The organism is Micromonospora sp. NPDC093243 (genome assembly GCF_044753725.1).
Taxonomy (GTDB): domain Bacteria; phylum Actinomycetota; class Actinomycetes; order Mycobacteriales; family Micromonosporaceae; genus Micromonospora.
On the sequence record NZ_JBIVNT010000008.1, the window covers coordinates 266,631 to 293,236 of the forward strand.

Consider the following 26,606-nt stretch of genomic DNA (forward strand, 5'->3'; position numbering starts at 1 on the left):
CAGGAACACGACAGGGCCGGCCCCAACGGGGACCGGCCCTGAGTCGTGTCTAGGCCGCCGGCGCCGTGGGGATCTTGCGCAGCTCGCCGAGGGTGTACCGGGCCACGGCCTCGATCATCCGGATGCCGGCAGCCTGCGTCCGGTGGTGGTTGGAGAGCACGGCCACCAGCCAGTCGTGCCCGGGCTCGACGAGCCGCCCGATCGTGTTGACCTGCCAGAGGCCACCGTCGGCGGTCACCGTGTCCCACCCGTTCTTGACGTAGACCTCCGTGGTCTGCGCGCCCGCTGCTGCGGGAACTCCCCAGTCCTGGTCCTCCTCGACCTGGCCCATCAGGTCGAAGAGGTAGGTCCGGCCGTCCTCGTCCAGTGGGCCGTCCTCGTCCGTGAGCGAGGTGAGCAGACGGATCTGGTCGGCCGCGGTGGTCGTGGTCATCCCCCACGACGCGGCGGGGGTGGTCTCCTTCATGCCGAAGGTCCTGTTCGCCGAGGTCAGTCCCGACTTCCGGCCGATCCGGCGGTACAACGCGGTCGTGGCGACGTTGTCGCTCGCGGTGATCATCTTCTTGGCGTTGCGCCGATCGGTGTCGGTGATCCCCTGGTTCTGCTGCTGCGCTCGTAGCAGCAGGGCAGCCAGGATGTCGACCTTGACGATGCTGGCCGTCTGGAAGCGGGTGGCGCCGACGGTGAGCGCGACGTCGGATCGTCGGTCCTTCACCGCCACCGCGACCTGGCCGTTCCCGACCCTCTCCAGGTACGCCGTGACCTTCTGCCGGGCGGCGGCAAGGTGGTCCGGCGTCGGACTGGGTGTGGGCGGGCTGACGGGTCCCCGGCCCCCCGCCTCGGGCGTCGACTCGTCGCGGCCACCGGACAGCCGCCAGACGGCGCTCGCCTCGGCCACACCGCCGCCGGTGAGGGCCAGCACCGCCACCGCCAGCAGTCCCCGCCGCGACGGTCCGCGCCCGCTCGCTCGGCCCGCTGCGTCGACACGTCGCCGACGAGTGTTCATCAGGGTCCCCCATCGCAGAACGCCACAGACGGCGCACCCCTGAAACGGAGATGCCATGGCCAGGGGTTGCACGACGCGAACCACCCGGACACGCCAGCGGTCGATGAGCGGGCCCACTCACCGACCGTCAGCTCACCCCACCAGGGAGTACGGCACAGGTCAGGAGCCCGCCGGGGCGAATTCCTTGTCGGACCGGCAGCTCATCGGGGCACCGTCCGACACGAGGAAGTGGGCGGCCTTGTCGAACTCCTCGGCCCCCCGCACCGAGAAGACGCTGAAGTAGATGCGGCTGTTCTTCGGCATCTTCGCCGGCGCGACGACGAGGTCGTACTGCTTCGGCGACCCGTCGGGCCAGTTGACCTTCTCGGTCCGGTAGACCTGGTCGGCCCCCGGCAGTTCCTTGCCCTTCGGCACGCAGAGCGCGTGGGCCTTGACCTCGGCGGGGACACCCGCGTCGGTCAGCGCGCTCTGCAGGGCGGCGGGATCCAGCACCTGCTTGTAGTTCAGGGTCAGCTTCACCGTGCTGTCCGCCTGCTTGGTCAGCGTGAACGCCACCGGCGCCATCGCCGTGGTAGCGCCGGTCGTGCTGCCACCAGCGGCCGCGCCGTCGCCGGCCGGGGCCGCGCCGAGCTGCTGGGTGGCCATCGGCACGGCCAGCGCGAGCGCTGCCACGGCCGCGAGGCCACCACCGGCCAGGCCGAGGCTGCGGTTGCGCCGCCGCGCCCGGCCACGCCGCTCGATCGCCCCGACCGGACGATCCATCTGTACGTCGGAAAGGGTCTGCTTCACCGCGTCCAGCACCTCATCGTCTCTCATGTCCAATCTCCTAACTGGCTACGGGCACGAGCTGCGCCCGCAGGGTTGCGGTGGCACGGGACAGGTGGACGGCTACGGTTCGGGCGGAGATGCCCAGCACATCGGCCACGGCCTTGGTGTCCAGGTCGAGCCAGATGCGTAACACGATCACCTCACGCTGCCGCTTCGGCAGCTGGCGTATGGCGGTCAGCAGGGCGTCGTCCATGCCGAGTCCGTCCTCGGCGAGCTGCGCCCGGTCGTGGGCGTCGAGCGCCACCTCACGTCTGCGCCGCCGCCACCAGGACACCCGGACGTTGAGGGCGGTGCGCACCACCCACGCCGCCGGTGCCGGATGCCGGCTCACCTTCCGCCAGGAGGCCCAGGCTCGCGCGAACGCCTCAGCGACCAGGTCCTCTGCCAGCGCGCGATCGCCCGTACCGGCCAGTACGGCGCGCAGGCAGTCGTCCCGAGAGCGCTGATAGAACTCCGCGAAGTCCGTCCCTTCTCGTTCCACACCTGCTTTACGCACCAGCGCCCCGATCCATTTACCGCAGCCCGGAGAAAAAACGATGGGCCCGGTCCGCACGGTAGCTCGGCGACTCAGGGCGCGAACCCACCCCTAGCTGGGCGGATCAGCCCGTTCGACCAGCCGTGGAGACCCGCGGTGGCGGTACGGACGACAGGGCCGGCCCCAACGGGGACCGGCCCTGTGTCGTCGCCACGGTCATGCTCGCCTCGCCCGCCCGTTGCGCCGGCGGGACGGCGTCAGCTCGCGACCTGCACCTGCTCCGCGCCTTGCTCGGCGAACCAGGCCTGAAGGTCGGCGCCGCCGAGCGACCGGTTGGCCTCCTCGTCGACGAAGACCGGGCCGATGACGGACCCCTTCGCGCCCTCGAGCTGGCAGCCGAACAGTCGCGCACCGGTCAGCACGGCGGGCATGGTCGTGCCGCCCAGCGTGCACCACCGCAGGCTGGCGAACCGCAGGTCGGCCTCGCGCAGATCGGTGCGGTAGAGCTTGGCCGAGTTGAGGATCGCGTGGCTCAGATCGGCGCCGGCCAGCACGGCTTCGTCGAGTTGGACCGAAAACAGCCGCGCCGCGCGGAACCGCGCGTTTCCGGCCAGGCAGCCGACCATTTCCGCCTTGGCCAGATCGGCGAAGGAGAAATCGGCGCGCTCCAGCTCGCAGTTGTTGAGATTGGCGTCGCCGAGGTTGGCGTCCTCGAAACGCACGCCGGTCAGGTTGGAATTGGCCAGGTAGGCGCCGGTCAGGTCGAGGTTGCTGAGATCGGCGCCGCGAAAGTCGAGAAAGTCGCCGGACAGGTAGGACGTGCCCGGAGCAGCGGTGGCGAACCACTCCTCAAGCGCCTCCCTGGCGTCGGGGCTCTCCGGCCAGCGGATCACGTCCGCGCTGCTGCGCTTGTATCTGCTCATTTGTCAAACACCACCTTGCCGTCCCAGTCCGTGCGACCGGCGACCCGACTCTTCAGATCAGCCACGGCGCTCGGGGACAGATTCTTGGTGTCGATGACCACATTCTGTCCGCCGGCTACCTCGTCGGCGAGTTTCTGCTCGAACTCGTCGCCATCGTAGCGCCCCCGCATTCCCTCGGGCATCGGCTGGCCGGCGTGCCGACCAGCAGGGAATACGTCGGCCGGCGCTTTCACGTCCCAGTTGTCGCCGTTCGAGTCGATGAATTCGCCCTGGTCCTTCTGGAACGCGGGATCAGAGTTGTCGAGCTCGGCACGGCGAATCGGACCGGGAATCTTGCCCTCCGCCTCCGCCGCGAGCCCGACCTCGGCCTCCCGGCGGGACTTGGCGCTGATGTTGCCGTTGTGCGCCGGGTCCGCGGCCAGCTCCTCCACCCGGCGGTCGTACTCCGGGGTGCCGGGTTTGGGGGTCTGGTAGTCGTCGTTGCCGCCGGAGGGCCGGCCCGTTGATTCGCCGGAGTCGCCGCCGGGGCGACCCAGCTTCGCCTCCTCGCCGGCGACCTCCTGGGCCCGGGAGACGTTGTCGGGCACCTCGGTGGAACTGCGCCGCCGCTGCCCGGGAATGCCGCTCTCGCCGTCACCGTCACCCGGGCGCGGGGTCGTCCCGCCGCCACCGTGCCCGCCCGGGGGTGTCTTGGGCTTCGCCATCGCCGGCCCTAGCCGTTCAGCAGCTTGGTGAGGTTGGTCAGGCTGCTGATCAGTGCGGCGACGTAGGTCAGGATGCGTCCGCCCCACTTGACCACGGCCGCCACGATCTGCGTGGCGATCACCGGGATGGTGACCACGAAGATCGCCTCGACCGCCCAGATGACCACGCGCGCCACCAGGTCGGCGATGAGGTCGCGTACGACGTCACGGGTGAACGCAACCAGGTTGCCGGCGGCCTGCGTCGCCGCGGCCATCGCGGCGGAGATGCCGCTCATCCCGTCGATCGCCGCCACGTTGTGCGCCATCAGGCCCTGGTAGGCGGTGGCCGCCTGCCCCTGCCAGAGCGGCGTGTCCGCGCCGAGGTGCGACTTCAGGTCGATGGCGATGCTTTCCAGCTCGGCGGCCATGTTGTCCCAGGTGGCGGCGTGCGAGGCGACGACGTCGGGCATCCCGGTCAACTCGTCGAGGACCTGCCGCAGCGGCTCGAAGTACTCCATCGCCCAGCCCAGCCCGTTGGCGAGCAGCGCGCTGAAAGGGTCCAGCACGGTCGCGACGGCCTCCACCCCGAACGCCGCACCGGCGATGAGGTCGTCGACCCAACCCTCACTGCGAATGGCGTCGACCAGCCCCTGGAAGCTGTCGGCGGCGGCCGCCCCGGTCCACGGCTTGCGGGTCGACTGGACGTCGGCGATCAGCGACCCGTCGCTCAATGCGCCGCCCCCGCCCGACTGCCGTCCAACCCGCTCCCCGCCTTGCGGATCGTGTTGCTGGAGTCGGCGTCGGCGTTGTCGTAGTTGTCGGCGGTCGTGCCCAGCCCCTTGACGACCAGAGCCAGGTTCTCCTCTACGTAGGCGATCAGCTCGTCCTGCCGGGTGTGCCGGCTCTCCAGGACGCCGGAGATCCACCCGCACAGCACCCCGTACGCCGCGTCGTCCCCGGTGATGTGCGCGCTGGCACCTTTGATCGCGCCGAAGCGGCCGCGCAGCGCGTCTATGTTGCGCGCGTGCTGGCGGATCTGCTCCGCGTCGACCTCGAATCCGTCACCCACGCGGTCACCACCTGCGCTGCTGGTCGTCGGGGCCGTCCGCGGCGGGGTCGGCGTCGCGCAGCTGCTGCCCGACCCGCTCGGCGATGGCCCGCGCCGCCGGCGACTCGGTGCCCATGGTGTCGGCGATGATCGCCTGCGAGCGGTCGGCCAACTGCTGCCGGGCGGCACGGATCGTGTTCATGACCGTCCTGGCGACCACGTCGGGCGCGACCCGGTGGATCCGCTGGCCGAGCCAGAGGTCGATCAACTGCCCGGAGGAGTCGACGGTGACCTCCACCAGCCCGTTGTCGTCGGCCGCCGTCACCCGCAGCTCCTGGAGCTGGTCGCTCATCGCCTTGGTGTCGGCCGCGAGCTGGTTGATCCGGCCCTTCCACTCGGCCAGGCGCTCCATGGCGCCGTCCGGGTCCAGCAAGCCGCCCGTGCCTGGAACGCCGGCCACCATGTGTCCCCTCGGTCGCTCAAGGTGATCATGCCTAGTGACAGAGATTAACACGTTGCGTCGCTGCTCACGGTCCACATCAGACTCACCTGCGCCGTGCGCCGCGCCGAGTCGCGCCCGCGGCACCCCGCCCGGCTCAGGTGGGCGGGCGACGCCCGCTGCGGGCGAGGGTGAGCAGCGGCGGCCACGGCCAGCGGCGCCGCTGGCGGCACCCGCAGCGCCGGGGTCACGGCCGGGCCCAGGTGAGGAAGCGGCTGGTCAGGTCGGTCGGCGGCGGGGCCTGGTCGAGGGCGGCGAGTTCCTCGGCGGCCTCGGCCTGAAGGGTCGCCAGGTAGACGGTCAGCGCCGCACGGTCGTGCCGGTACTCGCCGAGCAGTCGCAGTTTCGCCGGCGAGCAGGGCCAGGCGATGCCGCAGGCGGCGCAGCGCCAGGTGGGCCGGGTCGGCAGGTGTTCGCGGCGGCGGGTCACAGGGCTCGCACCTCGACCTGCCGGGCCCGGTCGACGCGGACGAGCGCGTAGCTCTGCCGGGCCCGCAGGGTGCCGTCGGGATGCACCTCGTGGCCGCGCACCTCGGCCCACTCGGCGCCCTGGAACGGCCCGACGCTCAGCACCTCGGTGATCAGCAGGGTCAGCGGCCCCTCGCCGAACCGGTACGCCTCCTCGGGCACCCGGATCGTCGTGCCGACGGTCAGGTGGTTCACCAGACCAGGCTCCCGCTAGTGGTCAGACAAACACAGGGCGTAGCGATATGGTGGCCAGATATTTGGGACATCCGATGGAGGCGCCCGTGAACGACGCGCTCCGGGTGGCGCTCAGCGACACCGGGCACACGATCGAATCGCTCGCCGAACGAGTCGGCGTCGACCCGAAGACGGTCGGCCGGTGGCTGACCGAGGGCCGCATCCCGCACGCCCGGCACCGGCTGTCGGCCGCGGAGGAGCTTCGCCGGGACGTGGCGGACATCTGGCCGGACACTTCGAGACGTCGTGACCCCATCTGGTTCCGGCCGTGGCAGGAGATCGAGCGCGAGGCGGTGTCGCTGCGGTCGTATCAGTCGGTCGTCCTGCCCGGGCTGTTGCAGACCGAGGCGTACGCCCGCGCGGTGCTCGGCGGCGCCGGGCTGATCCCGCGCGGCGACGTCGAGCGGCTCATCGTCGCGCGGCTCAACCGGCAGGGCATCCTCAAGCAGGACGACCCGCCGCAGTTCACCGCGGTGGTCGACGAGGCGGTGCTGCGCCGGCCGGTCGGCGGCCCGGCCACCATGCGGGAGCAGCTGCGCGCCCTGGTGGCGGCCTGCGGCGAGCCGCACGTCCGGGTGCACGTGGTGCCGGCCACGGTCGGCGCGTACGCAGGACTGAACGGACCATTCGTGATCGCCGCCGCGCGGGACCACCGGGTCGCCGGCTACCTGGACAACCAGCTCCAGGGACAAGTGGTTAGCGACCCTGATGACATCGCGGCGATACTGACGGCATGGGAGAACGTGCGCGGCGAGGCGCTCTCCCGCCGGCAATCTCTCGACCTCATCTCAGAAGTGGCGGAGACATGGAGCTGAACGGCGCAAGGTGGCGCAAGAGCAGCCGCAGCAGCGGCAACGGCGGCGACTGCGTCGAGGTCGCCGACAACCTGCCCGGCGTGATCGGCGTACGCGACTCGAAGGACCCGACCGGGCCGGCACTGATCTTCGCGCCGACGGCCTGGCGAGCGTTCGTCGCGAAGCTGCCCGAGCACCGCTGACCGAGCCCGCCCGAGCAGAACAGGCCGAGCACGACCCGGGCCGAGCACGACCCGACCGAGCACGACCAGGCCGAGACCCGGGCCGAGCACGACCCCGGCCAAGCGCTCGATCTGTCGTACACATGTTCCATCCACAGGCTGTGGATGCCGGAGGTTGCCGATGAGTTACCAGCTCAGCGCGGTCGTCGCGGATGCCGAACTGCTCCGCGAGCAGACCGCGGAGCTGGATCACGCGGTCCTCGGCGAGCTGCGGCAGGACTTCGCGCTGCTGCCGGTCACCCCGCAACTGATCGAGGAGCTGACCGGCGAGCTGCCGGACTTCCGCGTCGACGCTCCGGACGCCGACCATCCGTTCCACCTGTTGCTCGCACCGGCCCTGACCGACGTGCTGGCCGGCTGGTCGCAGCGGGGCCCGCTCGGCTACCTGGAGGCGGAGTTCTCCGGCGGCCTCGGATATCAGTCGGCGGTGCTCTGGTTGGGCGGCGCGGTTTCCTGGGGGCCGCGATTCGACGACACGCTGGAGTCGCCCCGGGCCCAGTGGCCGATCAACGCGGCGCTGGTCGAGCTGGGCGTCGAGCCCGGGACGTGGATCGACCCGTTCGCCGAGCTGGGGCTGCACCTTGAGCGGAACACCGACGGCTGGCTGGCGCACGGGCGGCGGCGGCTCAGCGCCGACTACTGGGACGACCTAGCCGAGCAATGGGAAAGTCAGGAATCCGGCAAATAGCAGCAACCTGGACGCCCCCGTCCCGTTAGGACCCCGGGGGAAGCCGATGAAATTGCGCCAATTTGCCCTTATCGCAGGGCTGCTGACAGCTGCCGTCATCTCCGGCAGCGCACCGAACGGACCAACATTCGCTCCACAGGGGCCGGTACGCGCCGGCAGCGTGGAGGTGCTCGACCTGAACGGCCTGCGCAACGTCGCATTCGGCGACACCGAGGCCGAGTTGACCCGACGCGGCGTGCTGCGCTCGGACGTCGACGCCTGCGGCCCGCTGCTCACCGGGCACGAGACGGTCAGCCCGGTCTTCGTCGACGACCGGCTGGTGCTGCTCTGGGCCGGCGACCCGATGCAGACCCCGGAGGGGGTGACGGTCGGCACCCCGGTCACCGAGGTCTGGTCCCGATATCCATCCGTCATCACGCTGCACGCGCCACGCGGGACGTACCGCTTCGACGGCCTGCTGGCCCGGCGCGGCGACCGCGGCTACCTCTTCCTCCATGATGGACAAAGGGTGCGCAACGTCATCGCGGGCTACGCGGAGTGGGCCCGGCAACTCTTCGTCGAAGGCGCCGGCCCCTGCTGAACCGGCGCCGGGGCCACCGGCGCCCGTCAGGTCGGGTCCGGGTCGCGGGAGGCGCGTAGGGCGCCGATCGCCAGCAGCGCCGGCCCGGCGAGCGCCACCGCCGCGCCCACCACCGCGGACCGGTCCGCCAAGCGGTCCGACGGGACGGCGATGCCGACCGACAGGAAGGCGTCGCCGCTTTCGTCGGCGGACCGTTGCCAGGCCGCCCAGGTATCCGCGAGATCGGTGAAGGCGGCGCCCGCCGTCACCGCGAGCAGCAGCGCTCCGAGCGACACGAGCGCGAACCGGTCAGCACGCAAACCCGACAGGACCACCACCCCGGCCGCGATCAGGGTGGCCAGCAGCGCGGGCAACGCGACGCCGAGCACTCCGGACAGCGGGGCGTCGTCAACCCGGTCCCAAGCATCCGCACCGACCACCACGAGCAGCAGCACCGCGACGACGACCCTGGCCAGCAGCGCACGCCTCGACCGATGCCGGGCGGGCAGGGCGAACACCGCGAACGCGAGGCAGAGCACGCCGAGCAGCAGCCCCACCGCGGCGATCCGCTCCCGGTCGATCCCCCGCCGCCACTGGTCCAGCAACACGGACTCGAGCTGCCCCGACCCCACGTCCGGCCCGCTGCCGTCGAGCGGCGCGTAGAACGGCTCCAGCCAACCGTTTCCCGCCGGCTGCTCGGGGAGCCACCACAGTTGGATGGCCATGACCAGGGCGAAAAACCCGATGCCGGCGGCGAGCGCGGTACGCACCCGAGGCGCCACCCGGCCGGCCAGCAGCACGTACCCGAGGAAGGCGACCGCCGCGACGAGGCCGGACTGAAGGGCGGCCCGCGACTCGGAGAAGAGCGTGGCCAGGACCGAGAACACGCCCGCCACGGCGGACACCAGCAGCAGGACACGCGGAGGGCGCACGGCCGGTAATCGTGCCACAACCGGGCGGGCACGGGGTGCCCGGCAGAGCGCCCGCCGATGCCCCCGAGCCTGTCCGGCAGCGGTACTACGCTCGGCTGCGTGAGCCTCCCCGTCGACCCGGTCGGTCGTCCGCTGTGGCGGGACCGCAACTTCGGCACCTACTGGCTCGCGCAGTCGCTCTCCGCCGTCGGCGACTCGTTCGCCTACATCGCGATGCCGCTGCTCGTGCTCCACGCGACCGGGTCGGTCGCGCAGATGGGTCTGCTCACCGCCGTGGCCGGCGTCGCGTCCGTCGGCGCGGGGGTCTTCGGCGGCGTCCTGGTCGACCGGTACGACCGGCGCACCCTGATGATCACCGCGGACCTGGCCCGGTTGGTGCTCTACGGCCTGGTGCCGCTGGCCTGGCTCGCCGGCCCGCAGGTCTGGCTGATCTTCGTGGTCCTGCCGATCTGCGAGGCGGCCGGGATGCTGTTCCAGGTCGCCGCGGTGACCGCGGTCCGCAACCTGGTCGACCGGGACCGGATCACCGAGGCCAACGGTCGGTTGCAGGCGACGTACGCGGCGGCAGCCGTGGGCGGTCCGCTGCTCGCCGGCGTGGTCTCCGCGCGGTTCGGCCCCACCGCGGCCATCGCCATCAACGCGGCCAGCTTCGCCCTGTCGGCGGCCGGTCTCTGGGTGGTCCGGCTCCGGCAGGCGGCCCGGGACGGCTCGGCGCTCGGCGAGGGCGTGTCGCGACGGGAGCGGCCACTGGCCGAGTTCCTGGCCGGGGCGCGGTTCCTCTGGCGTCAGCCGGTGCTGCGCTCGTTGACCGTCCTGCTCTCGGTCTTCATCTTCCTGACGTTCGGCTTCACCGACGTGCTCATCTACCACGTGAAGCACGACCTCGGCGGCTCCGACGGCACCGTCGGCACCGTGCTCGGGCTGGCCGCGCTCGGCACCATCGCGGGCGCGCTGCTGGCCGCGCCCCTGCGGCGTCGACGCGGCTTCGGCGTCACCTGGGTCGGCGCGATCTCGCTCTGCGGCCTCGCCCTCGTGGGCATCGGGGTCGCGGGGACGGTGCCCGCCGTCACGGTGCTGACCGCGGTCTACCTCTGTGGCGTCAGCGTCGGCGGGATCTGCTCGATGTCGCTGCGCCAGGAGATCACCCCGGATCACCTGCTGGGCCGGGTGACGTCCGCCTTCTGGAGCACGCACTACTCGCTCGGGCCGGCCGGTGCGGCGGCGCTGACCTGGGCCACCAGCCGCTTCGGCGTCACCGCCGTCGCCCTCGTCGCCGGTGGCGGTTGCCTCCTGATCGCGATCGCCGGGCTGTTCACCCCGATCCGCGGCGCCGGCTCGGAGGGGGCCGTGCGACAGGCTCGGGTGGCGGTTACGGCAGGGGCGAGGCGGCGGTGAGCGTCGAGCCGCGAAGTCGGAGGGCGTCCTGGCTCGGTGGTGTGCCGAACTGGCGGCGATACTCGCGGCTGAACTGTGACGCGCTGTCGTAGCCGACGCGGTGCCCGACGCCGGTGACGTCGTTGGGGTGGGTGGCGAGCAGGAGCCGGGCCTCCTGGAGCCGGATCTGCTTCTGGAACTGGATCGGGCTCATCGCGGTGACCGCCTGGAAGTTGCGGTAGAAGGCGGAGACGCTCATGCCGGAGAGCTGGGCCACCTCCTCCACCCGGAACGACCGCCGATAGTGGTCGCGGATCCACCGGACCGCCCGGGCGACGTGCGCGAGGCTGCTGTCGGCGAGGCCGAGCTGGCGGACGACGGCGCCCTGCTCGCCGGTGATGAGCCGCCAGAGGATCTCCCGCTTGATCAGCGGCGCCAGCACGGCGATGTCGCGGGGCCGGTCGAGCAGGCGCAGCAGCCGGATCACCGCGTCGAGCAGCTCGTCGGAGGCGTCGCTGACGGCGATGCCCGAGGGCACGCCACCGGTGGCGGGTGGCAGGTCTCCCGGGGCCGCCTGTAGCAGCAGCTCCGCGACGGCGGCCGGTTGCAGCGTGAGCCCGAACCCGAGTGCCGGCCGGTCGGGGCTGGCCTCGGTGAAGTGGCCGGTGACCGGGAGGTCGACCGACGCGACGAGGTACTGCCCGGCGCGGTACTCGTAGACCCGGTCGCCGAGCGCGAGCCGTTTCGCGCCCTGCGCGATGAGCGCCAGCACCGTGCCGGACATCGAGGCCGACGGCGGATCGGACCGCTCGACCTTGGCGATCAGGACGTCGTCGATGGCGGTGGTCCCGTCGGGGCGGACGTGGCGGGCGAGCAGGGCGCGCAGCTCGTCGAGGGGCATGAGGCCATTGAAGCACTCGACCCGCATTCCCACCAGGGAGAGGATCAGGCAAGAGGTGGAGAGCATCGTTCTACCGATTCAGCAGCTCGCCTGGGTTTGATTGGTGAGTCAGATCCCAAGGAGCAAACAGCAGCTCCAGAAATGGACAGGTGGTCACATCATGCGGGTCGCAGTCGTAACCGGGGCCAGCTCCGGCATCGGGCAGAGCGCAGCCATCCAGCTCGCCAAGCGCGGCACCGGGGTGATCCTGACCTACGGCGCCAACCAGTCAGGCGCGCTGGACACGGTGGCGAGCATCGAGAAGGAGGGCGGCACGGCCGTGGCGCTGCCACTGGACGTCGGCCGGAGCGAGACCTTCCCCGCGTTCCGCGAGTCGGTCGTCGCGGCGCTGCGCGACACCTGGCAGCGCGACACCTTCGACTTCCTGGTCAACAATGCCGGCTTCGCCCAGATGTCGATGTTCGAGGACACCACCGAGGAGCTGTTCGACAGGTTCTTCCGGGTCCTGCTCAAGGGGCCGTACTTCCTCACCCAGACCCTGCTGCCGCTGCTGGCCGACGGCGGCGCCATCGTCAACGTCGCCAGCAACTCGGCGATGGAGTCCGGCCTGGAGCCGGGCTACTCCGGGTACGCCACCATGAAGGGCGGCCTGATGGTGCTGACCCGGTACATGGCCAAGGAGTTCAGCCCGCGCGGCATTCGGGTCAACTCCGTCGCCCCCGGCTCCACCCGGACCCGGCTCGCCGACAACGCCTTCGAGCGGTTCCCCGAGGTGATCCCGGCGCTGGCCGCGAAGACCGCCCTCGGCCGGGTGGGCGAGCCCGACGACATCGGCATGGTGATCGCGACCCTGCTCGGCGAGGAGGGCCGCTGGATCACCGCCCAGAACATCGAGGTCGCCGGCGGCTACAACCTCTAGCGGTACGCAGACGCAACGCCCGGCCGGTCCGCGCGGATCGGCCGGGCGTACACCGCAGCGGGTCCGCCGCCCGTCGGCAAGGGTGCCGGGCCGGCGCTGACCAGTGGCTTTCCCGGGCGGAAAGCGGGATTGTCAGTGATCATCCTGCATGGAATCATCTCCTCGCCCGCGCAGTCGCCGCGCGGCATCTCATGGGGGAGTCGATGTGAGAACAACCCTGCCCGCCTGCCCGAAGAACCGGACCAGCAGGGGGCTGCCGCGGCTCGCCATGGCCGCCGTCGCCGTGTTGACCGTCCCGGCGTTCCTGGTCGGGCCGTCCGCCGCCGGCGCCAGCGGGACCGCACCGGCCGCGACCACCGCCCGGTCGGCCACGACGACCGTGACCGCCGGAGCTGCCACCACGACGGCACCGCCGGCCGCTACGACGACCGCACGCGCCACCGCACCGACCCCGATCGCGGCCGTCGCGCCCACCGCGCCGGGGAAGCGGACCGTCGGCGAGCCGACCGTGGAGCCGACCCGGCACCGGACGGCCAAGGCCACCCGGAATCCGCTGACCCAGTACCGCCCCACCTGCGGCGGCAAGCTGGCCTTCGGCAAGGTCGAGACCTGCCGGTCGATCGTCGACCGGCAGGAACACAAGTGGACGGTCACCAGCACCGCCGACCAGGACGTCCTGGTCACCCAGCTCGGTCGGGGCAGCGGCGAGTTCTCCGTCGGCGCCTCGGTCACCGACGCCGCCGGCCAGCACGTCTGCCGGTTCTCCAACGACTCGGGCAGCTGCCAGCTCGGCGCGGCCGGCACCTACACCATCACCGTGACGCTCCCGTACCCCACCGGACGCGGCGACTACACCATCGCGGTCGAGTCGACGCGTACCCCGTCGGCGTGCGAGACGCTGCCGGAGAGCTACTTCTCCTTCGGCTCCCCCGGGGTCACGAAGTCGCTTCCGGCCGGTGCGGCCGCGCAGTGCTACACGTTCGACCAGCCGGTGAACTCGGTGCTGCAGGTGGCCGAGCCGCTCGGCAGCGGTGACATCCAGGGGCAGATCCTCGACGCGTCGTACGAGTCGCTCTGCGAGATCCGCTACGGAGGCATGTGCACGCTCAGCACGCAGGGGCCCTACCGGCTGCTGGTGCGCGAGTACTACGGCACGGCGGGCAGCTACACGCTGAAGATGCCGCGGCTGTCGAACCCGGTGGGCTGCCAGGCCGTGGCGCTGGCCTCGTTCGGCGACCCGGGCACCGCCACCGGTGGTGGAACGGTGCGCAAGGCCGACGTGGCCTGTCACACCTTCACCGCGGCGGCCGCGATCCCGGTCCTGGTGCGCTTCCAGCGTCTCGACGACCAGTGGATCTGGTGGGACGTGTACGACACGACGGGCCGCGCGGTCTGCAACGAGTTCGAGAACCAGCGCTCCTGCCCGCTGCCGGCGGCTGGGACGTACACGGTGATGGTGCGCCACCAGGACGGCACCGACAACGACGTGGACTACCAGGTCGCGGTGGCCCGGCTCGACGGCAGTGACGGGTGCGCCGCGACCGCCGGCATTTCGTGGGACCAGCCGTCCGTGCGCCTGCACCAGACCTCGCCGGTGCAGACCAACTGCCAACCGTTCGAGGGTGAGGCCGGTGACCGGGTGGTCACGTACGACTCGCCGGACGAGTACGGCGAGGCCTTCATGTGGCTGGTCGACGAGAGTGGTGCGTGGATCTGCACCGAGGCAGGAAACGACGGGTGCGTGCTCCCGGCCGCGGGCAGCTACCGGGCGATCTCGTACCTCTGGGAGTGGAACGACGACTACACCGACCTGACGTATCGGATTCAAATCCGGCGGCTCTCCAACGCCGTGGGCTGCCCCACCGTCGCGGTCGGCAGCTACGGCGTCGCACCGGCGCCCGGCGGCATCCGCTGTCGCACCCTGGAGGTTCCGGAGGCCGGCGACTACCGGCTCAGCACGCCCAGCGCGGACGGCTACGAGACCTTCGGCCGGGTGTACGACCAGGAAGGCTCGATCGTCTGCGGCACCGGTCGATGCACGTTCCCCGCCGCCGGCCGGTACACGATGGTGCTCGACGGCAGCAGCCCGTACGCGGTGCTCGAGAACGACGTCGAACACGCCGTCTCGCTCCTGCCGTGGGCCCCGTCGGGCTGCGTCGCGGTCTCCGACGCCGGCTGGCGGGAGGCGCCGCACCGTGGCGCGTTCCAGGGCGCCGGGCAGGTCAACTGCCTCCAGCTCGCCAGCCCGGCCGGCGCGCGCATCGTCCAGTCGCAGCCGGGTGAGGTGACCGGCGACACCAGCCCGGAGATCACCGTCGTGGACGCCACCGGCGACTACCAGTGCGACTACTCCGAGCTGCGCCAGTACAGCTGCAAGCTGACCGGGCAGGCCCCCTTCTACGCGGTGCTCAACGCCGCGGTCGGCAACCCGACCGGCGCGTACGCCATGGCCTTCAGCCGGGTCGACGGCCCGCCGGCCTGCCCGGTGCTGCCCCGGGACGCGACCGGCGCCACGGCGACCACCGGCGCGGACCGGTTCGTGGTCTGCTACTCGATCCCGGCCGATCAGCACGGCGCGCGGGAGAGCTTCACCTGGGCGCGCACCTCCGGCGCCGGTGACGCCCGCCTGTCGGTCCTCGACGGCCAGGGCATCCGGTACTGCGGCCCGGGCCCCTACGCGGTCGAGCGGACGACCACCTGCACCCTGCCGGCCGGCCCGGTCACGGTGCTCCTGGAGAGCGACGCCGTCGCCGCCACGTACCGGCTGACCCACAGGGACGCCACGACCTCGTGACGTAGAGAGGTGGCGGCCCTGGCCTCGTGCCCGGGTCGGCCCGCCTGGCATGCGGAGACGCCCGGTCGATCCTCGCGGATCGACCGGGCGTTCTCGCTGTTCACGACCTACCCCATCGGCCGAGGCCCTCCTCGATGTCACCGATCCGGTGCCCCAACCAGTCATCACGGGTGGGAGTCCACCGGACCACGGGAGTACACCTTGGATCAGAACCTGCGACTGCTCTTCGACCGCGCCCTGGCCGACGAGCCCGAGCCTGCGCCCGGTGACCTGGCCGGCCGGGCCATGGCGACCGGCACCGGCCTGCGCCGCCGCCGGCACGGGCTCATCGCAGCGGGTGCGGCGGGCCTGGCGGCCATCGTGGCGTTGGGGGTGGTGAACGTGGCGACGCCAACCGAACGTTCGCTGCCGCCGGCGCCGGTGCCGGCGGGCTTCGGGATGCTGCTGAACCCGGCGTGCGAGTCGCCCGTCCGGTACACCGCAACCGACGTCTCGATCTTCCTGACCACGGACATCACCGACCAGCAGCGCAGCGCGATGAGCCACGTGCTGCACGCGGACCCGGCGGTCCGGACCCTGGCGTACGAGAGCCGCGAAGAGGCCCACGCCAGGTACCAGAAGATGTTCGAGGACGCGCCCGAACTCGTCGCCGCCGTCAAGCCCAGCCAGCTGCCCGAGTCGTTCCGGATCAAGCTGGCCAGGCAATCCCAGTACGCGAACCTGGCGGCCCGCGTCGAGCGCCTGCCCGGAGTCGACGAGATCGTCGGCAGCGAGTGCCCCGCGGGCACCAGCGTCCGGCCGGCCGGCTGATGGCCGCTGCCCAGACCGCCCAGGTCCCGGGCTCGCCGGGGGACGCCAGGACCGGCCTGGTGGCCCGGCTGAGCGCGACCCGGCGGCGCGAGCGAATCGCCCGGCAGGCCGAGTTCACCGCGTTCGTCGAGGCCGCCGCGCCGAGGCTGCGGCGTACCGCCTATCTGATGTGCCGCGACTGGCACCTCACACAGGACCTGACCCAGATCACCTTCGCCAAGATGTACGCGAGGTGGGGCACGATCCGGCGCACTACGAACCTTGAGGCGTACAGCCGTCGCGTCCTGATGAACGCCGTCTTCGACCAGAAGAGGCGGCGGAGCGACTCCGAACTCGTGCTCGCCGAGCTGCCCGAGGCACCGCACCACCGGCCCGACGACACCGTGGAACTGCACGTCGCCCTGCTCCAGGCCCTGGCCACCCTGCCCATCCGCGACCAGGCCATCGTGGTGCTGCGCCACTGGGAGGATCAGAGTGTCGAAGCCGTGGCGAGCACCCTCGGCGTGTCCGTGTCGGTGGTCAAGACCCAGAACGCCCGGGCCCTGAGCCGGCTGCGGGCCTTGCTGGGCGATGACTTCGTACGGGTCTGACGGGCTGGTCGCGCCGCCGAAGCCGGCCGTACCCGCGTGGTATCGGCCCCATCGATCCCGACGCGAAGATCGCCTCGGCGGGGACAATGGAACGGACGAGGGAGGTTGGCGATGGGTGACAAACGAGGGCACGCTGACCGGTCGAAGGACGAGGAGTTCGAGGAGCAGCGGCACGCCAGGTTCGGCAAGCTGCCGGACCGCGTCGAGCCGGAGGATCTGGTCGAGACGGCAGACACGGATCCCCCGCGCGAGGAGCCGCCGGAGCCTCCGGTGCGCCGCGAGTGGATCTAAAGCGGAACGCCCGGCCGATCCTCGCGGATCGACCGGGCGTTCTCGCTGTTCACGAGCGGTGGCGGCGGGATTTGAACCCGCGGAGGGCGTAAACCCTCACACGCTTTCGAGGTCTGCGACCATGCATCCTGGGTGGTCCGGTAGTGGCCGCGACCAGGAGTGCAGGCCCCCGACGAATGGCGGCGCGCACCGACGGACCGTGGCGAATGAGACCGCAACTGAGGCGCTAGCGAGATCTTGCGAGCTCCACCCGTCGAACGTATGTTCGACGGGTGATCATCTGTGCCCGAGATCCGCCGCTCAGAGCTGAGGGCGTGTCGCGTTCGTGCTCGCCTGCCCGGTTCCGCTAGGGTGACTTATAGTTCCGGCCCCACGATCGAGGAGGCCGTTCTATAAGCTGGAGGATGCATGGCGTTGTTGGTCCCCGCCGGTGACGGCGGCTACGAGCAGAGGTTGATGAAGATCGGCACTCCGTACTCGCACCTGACGGAGTCCTTGGGCGCGAGCAACACTGCTCGGCGGTCGTGTCACCCTGACGGGGCTCCGACCGCACCGGGCTACTTCGCGTACAACGGGCTGGTTGCCAGCCTGACCGGTGGACTGCGCGACTTCGGATGGCGTCGAATCAACCTGAACGGCGTCTTGCCGCTCCTGGTCCACGACCGCCTGCGTCAGATCCTCGGCGTCTCTAGCGGTGACCGCCTGACGGGCACTTCTAACCTCGGCCGGGAACCCAAGAGCCGCTACTCGAAGGGGGAGCTCACGCGCCGGCTGCTACGGAGCAACCAGCCGCCCGGTCAGGGCGTGCTGTTCGAACCTCCCTCCACCGAGGAGCCGCCGGAGGAGTTCGACGGCTATGCGTACTGGCTCTTCCTGGTGTACTTCGACAAGACCACGTTGGAGATCAGGTCTGAAGTTTCTTTGCCGGAAAGCCAGAATGCTAAGGGTTACGTTTCTCGCTGGTTCGATCGCATTCAGTTGCCGCCCTACGCGGTAGACGATATTCCGGGTGACGACGACCCCAACGGTGGTTTCGGGCCGATCGACGTGCCCGTCGACCCTCGTTGATCATATGTCGCCCCTGAGACAAGGGGGCAGAAAGTAAGTATGTTTACACCTTCGCGATTGCTTCTAGCCCGCAAGAGGAGAGGTTTAACGGCTATTGAGCTAGCCCGACGTGTCGGAGTTAGCAGCCAAAGCATCTCCAATTATGAACGAGGGCGGCAAATGCCCTCGGTGGAGACGCTGGAAAAAATTGCCGTCGAGCTTGGCTTTCCAACTTCATTCTTCGACCAGGGTGACATTGACGAAGTCGATGTTGCCCTGGTTAGCTTTAGGGCTCGGACCAAGATAACTGCGACGGCGCGCGATGCTGTCCTAAGTGCCGCGCGGCTAGCTCTGGAGCTGAACGACCTAATGGATGCGCGCTTCAGACTTCCTCCGCCCGATATTCCTACGCTAGAGAACCAGACGCCAGAGCGAGCAGCAGAATACGTACGAGCACGTTGGGGGATAGGAGAGATGAATCCTGCCCCCAATATGGTGCACCTGCTTGAAGCGCACGGAGTCCGCGTGTTTTCGCTGCCGCCCGAGTACAGTGACGTGGATGCGTTCTCGATGTGGCGCCGTGGCACCCCGTTCGTTTTCCTGAACACCTTGAAGTCTGGTGAGCGCGGCCGCTTTGATGCGGCACATGAGCTCGGGCACCTTGTGTTACATGGAGGAAATGACAATTCCGACTGGTCCAGAGATTGCGAGCGCGAGGCCAATGTCTTTGCGTCAGCTTTCCTGATGCCGCGCGCAAGTGTGCGATCGAAGATGCCTAGCAACCCAACGACCGACCAGATCATTCGCGCGAAGAAGCATTGGAGAGTTGCAGCCGTGGCGTTGGCCTACCGGCTGAACGATCTATCTATGCTTTCCGAATGGAGTTACCGGCGCGTTCTCATTGAGCTAGGCCACATGGGTTACCGGAAGGGCGAGCCCTCTGGTATCCAGAGGGAGACTTCCCAGCTTCTAGAAAAGGTATTCAAGGGCCTTCGAAGCCAAGGACTTTCTCCTCAATTGCTCGCTAGGGAACTTCATACCACGCCCGCCGAGCTGACCAAATACGTCTTCGGACTTGTGATGGCAGCGGTTGATCAATCAGTAGCGACGCAAGACCCAGCGGCCCTCGTCTACAACTCCACAGAAGGGGAGCGCAAGCTGCGTCTCGTCTCGTCTAGGGGTTAAGCAAGCACAGGTCTTCAAGTGCCTCGGTGCCGCTTCTGCGGAACCGGGGCACTTGCTGTTCACGTCTACGTTCCGACGACCGGCTCAGCCTCCGGTGCTGCTTCTCCGGAAATCGAGGTACCTGTACTGACAGACGTTGTCGGATCTAGTAGGGTCCCCAGAACTGGGCGAACGAGAGCGGGCCGTCGGATGAACCCCCTAGATAAGAGCCTCGTGGGGAAGCTCAAACTTGAACAAGCGGTGCTTGAAGAGGTGGAAACGCGCAGAAACCTGCTTCCTCCCGAGCCGTGGGTCGACGCGGTGCGGAGCAACAGTGCCTCGATCGCTGCATGGGTCAAGACCCGACTTCTGGCGGGGGATCCGAACAGCCCTGGCATAGTGGTTAACGCGCGTAAGCTTGGACATGGAATTAGGCCAGTTCCGATATTGGGAGTCGCAGAGCGTGTGTCGTACCGCGCACTAGCGAAACTCGCCACCGATGGAATTGAGCTACCTAACCGAACTCCCGAAACGTATCGAGAGTTCATACATGCTCCGATCTCCTATGCCTACGAGCACATAAAGCAAAAGATGGTGCACCTCGGTGATGCGCGAATCAAGTACGTTCTAGAGGCGGACATTACAGCCTTCTACCAATACGTTGATCATGAAGTGCTACGGCAAGAACTCCAGATGCAGACTGGAGAAGTAGAGGGAGCTTCCAAGCTGATCGAACTGCTCGGTGAGATCAATGGAAAGGCTTTCGGGATACCTCAACTGCTAGATGCGTCCGACTGGCTCTCCGAGGCTTACATTAGGATCGTAGAGCGCAACCTGATTCGCAACGGATTGGCGGTCTGGCGCTTCAACGATGACTTCCGCATTGGGTGCGGCGATTATCGTCACGCACTTAAGAGCCTTGAGGAGCTAGCGCAAGCCGCACGCGATGTGGGACTCGTGGTCGGCGACCACAAGACGTTTACTACGACCTTCTTCAACTACATGTTTGCCCATACAGATATGGACGTAGACAAGGCGGCCGCGGCGTTCGATCCTCAAGATGTCGAGGTTGCAGTAAGCGACTACTCAGACCAGGATGAGGCTGGGAACGTCGTATGGGCAGTGCAGAGGCTGCGGCGTATTGACTCCGACCCCAAAGTCTCAGGCCACATTAATCTTCGCAGCCTTCGTGCCCAAGACATGAGGGACTTGCGCCGGGCCATCAGCGTGCTGACTCGGAACAGCGACCCTCAAGGCGCTCCGTGGCTGACAAGCATCTTCCGATTCGTGCCTGCCCTAACTCCCAGCGTTGTTGGCTACATGGTCGAGGTGCACGGCACCGATGCGGATGCGTTCTCGCAGCAATGGCGGGAGTTGGCGAAGTATACCGTAAGCGACTGGCAAGCGATGTGGCTGTGTTACGCAGCGCGGAAGATGGGCCTTGTAGCGAGTAATGCCGACGTCCAGGAATGGATGAGGACTCACATCCAAGGGCATGCGTCAGAACCACTAAAGGCCGAGGCGTATTTAGCCCTTGCCGATGGACACCTTACGAACTTTGACGAGCTGGATGCGCAGTTGCGAAGCGTGCCCGACGCTCTCGCTCCTTGGTACCTCCTGGCGATTAAAAGTCTTTCCAGTGCTCCTACACCCCCGTCAGACAAGCAACTTGGGGCAATTCGCCAATCGTCGCCCCTGTTTCGAGCACTCCTCAAATAGCCATGACATCGAAGACGATTCCACAGAAAGAAGTGACCGAGATCGCGCTGAAGCTGCTGATCTGGGCGCAGAATGACCTTAGTGCGACAACGGGGGCGGCGTCGACGCGACCGCGAATCGGCCGATCGCTTCTAGGCCCTACTTCCCCCGAGCACGTCCGGAAGCAAGCTACCATCTTCCGAATGGTATCGATTGTTGAGGCATTCCTCGACACCCTTTCTCGCGAACTGATGGGCGAGTACGTGCCGAATAGAACTGCTACGCTAAACCGACTTGTGGAGGACTTCACAAGCAACACAACAGCGAATTGGTCGCAGCGTCATGAGGCTTACACGCGATACCACGGGTTTGAGCTCATGAAGTGCGCCTCTTGGAAGCCTGTTTCTGCTGCAATTCAAGCGCGGAATTCTATTGCTCATGGCCTAGGGCGCATGACTCCAAAGCAGGGGCGGATGAAAGACTTCGCGTCCCTGCTTAAGTCCATAGACATCAGCTTGGTTGACGGCGAGCTCAGCTTCGGTGCCAACTGTCTGTCTCTAGCAAAAAATTCTTGCCTAGAGTTTGTTAGAGACGTTGATGCTAAGGCGCCCTAGGTGTTGCGACTCCTAGGGCGCCTGCAACCGCTCGGGGTGGCAGGGCAGTGAGTCACCCTCGCTACTCTGACAGGGTCGGGTCAGCTCGCCGCCGGATAATCAGTCGCTCTCACGCCCCCATCTCGCGCCCTAGCAGGGAGACGGCGAACTCCCTCGTGCTCGTGATTGTTATGTCCGCGCCAGCAGCCGCGAACTCCCCGGCCTTTGGTGGCCGGTTCGCATAGCCAACCACCCGCACCCCAGCAGCCCGGGCTCCCACAATGTCCGAGACCGAGTCACCGACAAGGACGCAGTGGTTTGGCGGCCGGCCAAGCGCGTGGGCAGCACGCAGGATCGGTTCTGGGTTGGGCTTCATGCGGGCTGGGTCGGCGTATGCCCGACCAACCACTGGCCGCACGTAGCCAGCGATCCGGTGGGTCATCAGGTAGTCGGTGACCGCCCCAGCTGAGTTATTGCTGACTACCGCTACAGGCAGCCCGGCCTGACAGGCTGCCACGATGACCTCCCGGCCGTAAGGCGTTGGTTCGGCAGTTTCGGCGGCCTGGCGTTCGGCTGCGCAGAGCGCTTCCTCCACCGCTCGCGTGACCTCCTGGTTGCCGGTTGCCCCGGTACGGCGTAGCACGTCAAGCGGATCTCGCTCGCAGGCTAGGTCCGGCGGCACGTTGACGCCGTGCTGCCGCAGCACGTCCACCAGCTCGGCAGCGACCTGTGGCGCCGGGTATCGGGCGAAGATGCTGCATACCGGCCCATCGAAGTCGAGCAGCACCGCGCCAACCTCGCCGAGCAGACGGCCGAGGTCGGCGCTCATCCGTCGTACCGGTAGGCGACGGTCGACCACACGGAGTCGAACCACCGTTCGCAAGGCGGGGCAGTCGTGGACGGTCAAGACGTGGCTCACGCATTGGGTGCAGAACATCGCCGCGCCGGCCGTGCGTGACAACACGATCGCCGGCTACCGGGTCGCCGTATACCGACACCTGATCCCCGGACTCGGCGCGCACCGATTGGAGAAGCTGCGGCCCGAGCACGTGGAGAAGCTGACCCGCAAGATGCAGGCCGCCGGCAGCGCCGCCGCCACCGCCCACCAGGCGCACCGCACCTTGCGAACTGCCCTCAACGAGGCGGTACGCCGGCAACACCTCGTGGGTAACCCCGCCAGCCTGGCGAAGGCGCCACGCCTCGAAGACGAAGAGGTCGAACCCTATTCGGTGGAGGAGGTGCAGCGGTTGTTGCTCGCCGCGAGCAAACGGCGCAACAGCGCGCGGTGGGCAATCGCGCTAGCGCTCGGATTGCGGCAGGGCGAAGTGCTGGGCCTGAAGTGGGATGACGTTGACCTCGACGGTGGGACGCTGATGGTTCGCCGCGCCTGGCAGCGCCCCAGATGGAAGCACGGGTGCACGAACCCGTGCGGTCGAAAGTTCGGCGGTCACTGCCCCAACCGACAGCCGCTGCGCGCGGAGACCGCCGACACGAAATCGCGGGCCGGTCGGCGCAGCATCGGACTTCCGGACCCCTGGTTACCCTGCTGCGCCAGCACCGGAAGAACAGGCCGCCGAGCGCGAGACCGCCGCGCAACTCTGGACAGCTACCGGCTATCTCTTCACCACGCCGAGCGGCGGCCCGTGAACCCGCGCACCGACTACACCGAATGGAAGCGGCTGCTGGCCCGCGCGGGACTGCGCGATGGGCGGCTGCACGATGCCCGTCACACGGCCGCCACGGTGTTGCTGATCCTGGGCGTGGCCGAACGGGCGGTGATGGGCATCATGGGCTGGTCCAACTCGGCGATGGCCACCCGATACCAGCACCTGACGGCACAGGTCCGTCAGGACATCGCTCAACGGGTCGGCGGACTTCTCTGGGCCACCCCGGGTCCACGTGCGACACGCCGAAGGATCACCCGAAAGGATGAAGTTTGCCGACGTAGCTGTCCGTGATACCGGCAGGTCACAAGGGTAAGATCCACATGCCATCCACAGGTTATCCACAGGGGTGGCCCGATCATGGGCATCAACATTGATCGACGCGACTACAGCCCTGAGCTGCCCTTATGTTCGAATGGAACAAACGTTCGAGCGGCCACCGCACCCGGCACCGCCACTGTCCACAGGACACCATAGCGTCTATCCACAAGATGTGGCCGCCGTTGAGCAGCCGAACCACTAGATGTACGGGTCAGCGGCTCAGTCGATCTCCTTGCCCACCACCCGGACGTCGAGTAGCGTGATCGCAGCATGACAGCACGAAGACCCGGCAAGGGGCCGGTTCTCCGGGCACCCCACCGGGTCGTCGTTCCTACCTGGCAGTAGAACGGGGACTTTAGCAGCGGATGAAGCCTCTCGCGAGACTTCAGCGGAGTGAAATTCTCCGTAGGGCGCCCGGCGTGCTCCATCAAGAAGGAGAACGCAAGTGGCAAGTAAAAGCGCGAAGCCGTCTGGAACGGGCAGCAAGCCGGCTGCGAAGCCGGCCAGCCGTCCGGCCTCCAAGCCGGTCATTGTGAACCCGGGCACGCCCGCTCCGAAGAGCGGTCAGTACCTGCCCACCCAGGGCGGGCCCGAGGTGACTGTCCCCAAGGGACACCGGATCCCGCCGACCCCCAACGGCGGCCCGTCGAAGCTGGTCGACCCCACCAAGAACAAGTCCGGCAAGTGATCTATCCGGCCTAGTTCAGACTCGGCCACGTATGGCGGTGCCCGCCCAGTTCGCTGGGCGGGCACCATCGCGTTTCGGGCACGGTACTCGTCACCTTCTCCACCCTCGAATCTGCAACTGGCGGCAGGAGTGGGTCGACACCGCCCCGGACCAACCAGGCTGGTCATGCCAGGCGACAGCTTTGCGGGCGGGCAACCGAGACCAAAAATGAGACCACAAGCGGAACGCCCGGTCGATCCTCGCGGATCGACCGGGCGTTCTCGCTGTTCACGAGCGGTGGCGGCGGGATTTGAACCCGCGGAGGGCGTAAACCCTCACACGCTTTCGAGGCGTGCTCCTTAGGCCACTCGGACACGCCACCGCCGAGTAGGCTACAGGACCCCTGGTTCCGATGCCGAACCGGTATCGCCCGGCCGCGCCTGGCAGGATCTTTGCCATGAGTACGCACATCGGCGCGAAGCCGGGCGAGATCGCCGAGCGGGTCCTGATGCCGGGCGACCCGCTGCGGGCCAAGTGGATCGCGGAGACCTACCTCGAGGACGCCACGTGCTACTCGACGGTTCGGGGCATGTTGGGCTTCACCGGCCGCTGGAAGGGAGTCGACGTCTCCGTCCAGGGCTCCGGCATGGGCATGCCGTCGGCCTCGATCTACGCCCACGAGCTGATCAACGAGTACGGCGTGAAGTCGCTGATCCGGGTCGGTTCGTGCGGCGCGCTGCGCGAGGACCTTCAGCTGCGGGACGTGATCGCGGCGATCGGGTCGTCGACCGACTCGAACATGAACCGGATGCGCTTCGACGGGCTGATCGACTACGCCCCGGTCGCCGACTTCGGGCTGCTGCGGACCGCCGTCGAGGTGGCCGAGCGGCAGGGCATCACCATGCACGTCGGCCCGATCCTGGCCGCGGACGCCTTCTACACCGACCGGCCGGACCTCTACGACACCCTCGCCGACTACGGCGTGCTGGCCGTCGAGATGGAGTCCGCCGCGCTCTACACCATCGCGGCCCGCTACCAGGCGCGCGCGCTGACCGTGCTGACCGTGAGCGACCACATCAAGACCGGCGAGAAGACCACCTCGGCCGAGCGCGAGCAGACCTTCAGCCAGATGGTGGAGATCGCGCTCGACACGATCATCGCCTGACCCTTCGTCGTACCCGTGCCGCCCCGCCGTCCGCCCGGACGGCGGGGCGGAGTGTTGTCGGGTGGGTGACGACGGTCACGGCAGAAAACAATACGACCGGTCGTGCTTATTGAGTACGGTGACGAGCATGACCGTCGACGGACGCCTCGCCCGGGGCGAGCGCACCCGCAACGCCGCGCTCGACGCGGCCGTGGTGCTCGCCACCGAGGCCGGCCTCGACGGGCTCAGCCTCGCCCAGCTGGCCGACACCCTCGGGGTGAGCAAGTCCGGGCTCTTCGCGCACTGGCGCTCCAAGGAGGCGCTCCAGCTCGCGGCGATCGACCGCGCGGTGGCGCTCTGGCAGGAGCGGATCGTCGCGCCCGCGCTGCTCGCCCCGCGCGGCGTACGGCGGCTGCGGGCCCTGCACGAGGCCCGGGTCGACTTCTACGCCGCCGGGATCCTGCCCGGTGGCTGCTTCTTCGCCAACACCCAGTTCGAGTTCAACGCCCGCCCCGGCCCGGTGCGGGACCGGCTGGCCGAGATCTACGGCCAGTGGACCGGATTCCTCGATCGCCTCGTGCAGCAGGCGGTCGACGCCGGCGAACTCCCCGCCGACCTGGACGTCCCGCAGTTGGCGTACGAGATCGACGCGCTCGGGATGGCCGCCGCGATGCACTCCCGGCTGCTCGACCCGGACGCCGCCTACCGGCACGCCCGGGCCGGTCTGCTGGACCGCCTGCGGCGGCTCTGCCCCGACCCGAACCTCCTAACGGAAGGCCCCTCATGACCCACGCCGTCGCCGACCAGCCCACCGTCGAGTTCGGGCACATCGAGCACGTCACGGTGCACTTCGACGACCTCGACGCGATGGGCATCCTGCACAACGCCCGCTACGCGGTGCTGCTGGAACGCGCGCTGACGCCGTACTGGACCGAGCGGGGCCTGGCCTATCGGGGCAGCGCCACCCCGCCCGACCTGTTCCACGCGGTCCGCGAGTTCACCATCAGCTACCGCGCCCCGATCGCCGCCACCGGCCCGGTGGCCGTGCACTTCTGGCTCGAACACTTCGGCACCACCAGCGCCGAGTACGCCTTCGAGTTCCGCTCGGTCGACGGCGGCACCCTGCACGCCGAGGGTCGGCGGGCCATCGTCCGCCTCGACCCGGCGACGCTGCGGCCCGCGCCCTGGACCGAGGCCGCCCGGGCGGTCGCCGTCACCCTGCTCCGCCCGGCCCCCACCCCCGCCTGACG

Annotated in this window: 30 protein-coding genes, 1 tRNA gene and 1 pseudogene; 18 read left to right on the forward strand and 14 right to left on the reverse strand. The window is 68.7% G+C overall.

The annotated features are described in order from the left end of the window. Positions 1-49: 49 nt before the first annotated feature. From ACIP9D_RS26655 to ACIP9D_RS26700, 10 genes are all read right to left on the reverse strand, one after another. The gene (locus tag ACIP9D_RS26655) at positions 50-928 is read right to left on the reverse strand and encodes a serine hydrolase (RefSeq protein WP_350873614.1); all 879 of its coding nucleotides are present in this window, start codon (positions 926-928) and stop codon (positions 50-52) included. Positions 929-1,165: 237 nt separating this feature from the next. Next, a complete protein-coding gene (locus ACIP9D_RS26660) occupies positions 1,166-1,822 on the reverse strand; it encodes a hypothetical protein (protein ID WP_350873615.1) in 657 nt (218 codons plus the stop codon). Between the two features lie 10 nt (positions 1,823-1,832). Continuing rightward, a complete protein-coding gene (locus tag ACIP9D_RS26665) occupies positions 1,833-2,330 on the reverse strand; it encodes a sigma-70 family RNA polymerase sigma factor (RefSeq protein ID WP_350873616.1) in 498 nt (165 codons plus the stop codon). Positions 2,331-2,566: 236 nt separating this feature from the next. Beyond that, positions 2,567-3,232, reverse strand: a complete 666-nt coding sequence (locus ACIP9D_RS26670; protein WP_350873617.1) for a pentapeptide repeat-containing protein — start codon at positions 3,230-3,232, stop codon at positions 2,567-2,569. Further along, positions 3,229-3,819 carry a hypothetical protein gene (locus ACIP9D_RS26675; protein WP_350873618.1) on the reverse strand — a complete coding sequence of 197 codons (591 nt, stop codon included), beginning with the start codon at positions 3,817-3,819 and terminating at the stop codon, positions 3,229-3,231. Before ACIP9D_RS26675 ends, ACIP9D_RS26670 begins: the two co-directional genes overlap by 4 nt. Positions 3,820-3,944: 125 nt before the next feature. After that, positions 3,945-4,646, reverse strand: a complete 702-nt coding sequence (locus ACIP9D_RS26680; RefSeq protein ID WP_350873619.1) for a hypothetical protein — start codon at positions 4,644-4,646, stop codon at positions 3,945-3,947. After that, positions 4,643-4,984, reverse strand: coding sequence for a hypothetical protein (locus ACIP9D_RS26685; RefSeq protein WP_350873620.1), 342 nt, complete (start codon positions 4,982-4,984; stop codon positions 4,643-4,645). The genes ACIP9D_RS26680 and ACIP9D_RS26685 overlap by 4 nt, the downstream gene beginning before the upstream one ends. Before the next feature lie 4 nt (positions 4,985-4,988). Beyond that, positions 4,989-5,423 (reverse strand): YbaB/EbfC family nucleoid-associated protein, encoded by a 435-nt coding sequence (locus tag ACIP9D_RS26690; protein ID WP_350873621.1) that lies wholly within the window; start codon positions 5,421-5,423, stop codon positions 4,989-4,991. A 226-nt stretch (positions 5,424-5,649) separates the two neighbouring features. Further along, on the reverse strand, positions 5,650-5,892 hold the full coding sequence (locus ACIP9D_RS26695) for a flavin reductase (protein WP_350873622.1): 243 nt from the start codon (positions 5,890-5,892) through the stop codon (positions 5,650-5,652). Continuing rightward, positions 5,889-6,125 (reverse strand): hypothetical protein, encoded by a 237-nt coding sequence (locus ACIP9D_RS26700; RefSeq protein ID WP_350873623.1) that lies wholly within the window; start codon positions 6,123-6,125, stop codon positions 5,889-5,891. Before ACIP9D_RS26700 ends, ACIP9D_RS26695 begins: the two co-directional genes overlap by 4 nt. An 86-nt stretch (positions 6,126-6,211) precedes the next feature. Between ACIP9D_RS26700 and ACIP9D_RS26705 the strand changes: the two genes are divergently transcribed. The 4 genes from ACIP9D_RS26705 (at position 6,212) to ACIP9D_RS26720 (ending at position 8,468) form a co-directional block, all read left to right on the forward strand. Next, a complete protein-coding gene (locus ACIP9D_RS26705) occupies positions 6,212-6,979 on the forward strand; it encodes a helix-turn-helix transcriptional regulator (protein ID WP_350873624.1) in 768 nt (255 codons plus the stop codon). After that, positions 6,970-7,161, forward strand: a complete 192-nt coding sequence (locus ACIP9D_RS26710; RefSeq protein ID WP_350873625.1) for a DUF397 domain-containing protein — start codon at positions 6,970-6,972, stop codon at positions 7,159-7,161. Before ACIP9D_RS26705 ends, ACIP9D_RS26710 begins: the two co-directional genes overlap by 10 nt. A gap of 160 nt (positions 7,162-7,321) precedes the next feature. Next, the gene (locus ACIP9D_RS26715) at positions 7,322-7,888 is read left to right on the forward strand and encodes a hypothetical protein (protein WP_350873626.1); all 567 of its coding nucleotides are present in this window, start codon (positions 7,322-7,324) and stop codon (positions 7,886-7,888) included. Between the two features lie 82 nt (positions 7,889-7,970). Next, a complete protein-coding gene (locus tag ACIP9D_RS26720) occupies positions 7,971-8,468 on the forward strand; it encodes a hypothetical protein (RefSeq protein WP_350873673.1) in 498 nt (165 codons plus the stop codon). Positions 8,469-8,494: 26 nt separating this feature from the next. Here the strand turns inward: ACIP9D_RS26720 and ACIP9D_RS26725 are convergent, their stop codons facing one another. Next, the gene (locus tag ACIP9D_RS26725; RefSeq protein ID WP_350873627.1) at positions 8,495-9,379 is read right to left on the reverse strand and encodes a hypothetical protein; all 885 of its coding nucleotides are present in this window, start codon (positions 9,377-9,379) and stop codon (positions 8,495-8,497) included. Between the two features lie 99 nt (positions 9,380-9,478). On the opposite strand from ACIP9D_RS26725, the gene ACIP9D_RS26730 reads away from it, so the two are divergent. Continuing rightward, on the forward strand, positions 9,479-10,774 hold the full coding sequence (locus tag ACIP9D_RS26730; protein ID WP_350873628.1) for an MFS transporter: 1,296 nt from the start codon (positions 9,479-9,481) through the stop codon (positions 10,772-10,774). Here the strand turns inward: ACIP9D_RS26730 and ACIP9D_RS26735 are convergent. Next, positions 10,749-11,654, reverse strand: coding sequence for an AraC family transcriptional regulator (locus ACIP9D_RS26735; protein ID WP_350873629.1), 906 nt, complete (start codon positions 11,652-11,654; stop codon positions 10,749-10,751). The two genes, ACIP9D_RS26730 and ACIP9D_RS26735, sit on opposite strands and share 26 nt — an antisense overlap. Before the next feature lie 160 nt (positions 11,655-11,814). On the opposite strand from ACIP9D_RS26735, the gene ACIP9D_RS26740 reads away from it, so the two are divergent. The 8 genes from ACIP9D_RS26740 (at position 11,815) to ACIP9D_RS26775 (ending at position 20,988) form a co-directional block, all read left to right on the forward strand. Beyond that, on the forward strand, positions 11,815-12,573 hold the full coding sequence (locus ACIP9D_RS26740; protein ID WP_350873630.1) for an SDR family oxidoreductase: 759 nt from the start codon (positions 11,815-11,817) through the stop codon (positions 12,571-12,573). Positions 12,574-12,778: 205 nt separating this feature from the next. Next, the gene (locus tag ACIP9D_RS26745) at positions 12,779-15,367 is read left to right on the forward strand and encodes a hypothetical protein (RefSeq protein WP_350873631.1); all 2,589 of its coding nucleotides are present in this window, start codon (positions 12,779-12,781) and stop codon (positions 15,365-15,367) included. A gap of 201 nt (positions 15,368-15,568) precedes the next feature. Continuing rightward, positions 15,569-16,177 carry a permease-like cell division protein FtsX gene (locus ACIP9D_RS26750; protein WP_350873632.1) on the forward strand — a complete coding sequence of 203 codons (609 nt, stop codon included), beginning with the start codon at positions 15,569-15,571 and terminating at the stop codon, positions 16,175-16,177. Then, complete coding sequence (locus ACIP9D_RS26755; protein WP_350873633.1) at positions 16,141-16,767, forward strand: SigE family RNA polymerase sigma factor; 627 nt, start codon at positions 16,141-16,143, stop codon at positions 16,765-16,767. Before ACIP9D_RS26750 ends, ACIP9D_RS26755 begins: the two co-directional genes overlap by 37 nt. A 111-nt stretch (positions 16,768-16,878) precedes the next feature. After that, on the forward strand, positions 16,879-17,058 hold the full coding sequence (locus tag ACIP9D_RS26760) for a hypothetical protein (protein ID WP_350873634.1): 180 nt from the start codon (positions 16,879-16,881) through the stop codon (positions 17,056-17,058). 408 nt (positions 17,059-17,466) lie between these two features. Beyond that, positions 17,467-18,126 (forward strand): hypothetical protein, encoded by a 660-nt coding sequence (locus ACIP9D_RS26765; protein ID WP_350873635.1) that lies wholly within the window; start codon positions 17,467-17,469, stop codon positions 18,124-18,126. Positions 18,127-18,165: 39 nt separating this feature from the next. Then, complete coding sequence (locus ACIP9D_RS26770) at positions 18,166-19,290, forward strand: XRE family transcriptional regulator (RefSeq protein WP_350873636.1); 1,125 nt, start codon at positions 18,166-18,168, stop codon at positions 19,288-19,290. Positions 19,291-19,479: 189 nt separating this feature from the next. Then, positions 19,480-20,988: an RNA-directed DNA polymerase gene (locus ACIP9D_RS26775; RefSeq protein ID WP_350873637.1), complete on the forward strand. Its 1,509-nt coding sequence runs from the start codon at positions 19,480-19,482 to the stop codon at positions 20,986-20,988. A 702-nt stretch (positions 20,989-21,690) separates the two neighbouring features. On the opposite strand, the gene ACIP9D_RS26780 is transcribed toward ACIP9D_RS26775, so the two are convergent. After that, entirely contained in the window at positions 21,691-22,389 is a 699-nt protein-coding gene (locus tag ACIP9D_RS26780) for an HAD family phosphatase (RefSeq protein ID WP_350873638.1), read from the reverse strand. Here ACIP9D_RS26780 and ACIP9D_RS26785 point away from each other — a divergent pair. Continuing rightward, a pseudogene (locus ACIP9D_RS26785) lies at positions 22,313-23,493 on the forward strand (tyrosine-type recombinase/integrase). The gene ACIP9D_RS26780 and the pseudogene ACIP9D_RS26785 sit on opposite strands and share 77 nt — an antisense overlap. A 497-nt stretch (positions 23,494-23,990) precedes the next feature. Then, the gene (locus ACIP9D_RS26790) at positions 23,991-24,233 is read left to right on the forward strand and encodes a hypothetical protein (RefSeq protein WP_019033731.1); all 243 of its coding nucleotides are present in this window, start codon (positions 23,991-23,993) and stop codon (positions 24,231-24,233) included. A 274-nt stretch (positions 24,234-24,507) separates the two neighbouring features. Here the strand turns inward: ACIP9D_RS26790 and ACIP9D_RS26795 are convergent. Further along, positions 24,508-24,594, reverse strand: a tRNA-Ser gene (locus tag ACIP9D_RS26795). A 75-nt stretch (positions 24,595-24,669) separates the two neighbouring features. On the opposite strand from ACIP9D_RS26795, the gene deoD reads away from it, so the two are divergent. The 3 genes from deoD (at position 24,670) to ACIP9D_RS26810 (ending at position 26,604) form a co-directional block, all read left to right on the forward strand. Beyond that, complete coding sequence (gene deoD / locus ACIP9D_RS26800; protein ID WP_350873639.1) at positions 24,670-25,377, forward strand: purine-nucleoside phosphorylase; 708 nt, start codon at positions 24,670-24,672, stop codon at positions 25,375-25,377. Between the two features lie 127 nt (positions 25,378-25,504). Further along, complete coding sequence (locus ACIP9D_RS26805; protein WP_350873640.1) at positions 25,505-26,143, forward strand: TetR/AcrR family transcriptional regulator; 639 nt, start codon at positions 25,505-25,507, stop codon at positions 26,141-26,143. Continuing rightward, positions 26,140-26,604, forward strand: coding sequence for a thioesterase family protein (locus tag ACIP9D_RS26810; protein ID WP_350873641.1), 465 nt, complete (start codon positions 26,140-26,142; stop codon positions 26,602-26,604). Before ACIP9D_RS26805 ends, ACIP9D_RS26810 begins: the two co-directional genes overlap by 4 nt. The last annotated feature ends 2 nt before the right edge of the window (positions 26,605-26,606 follow it).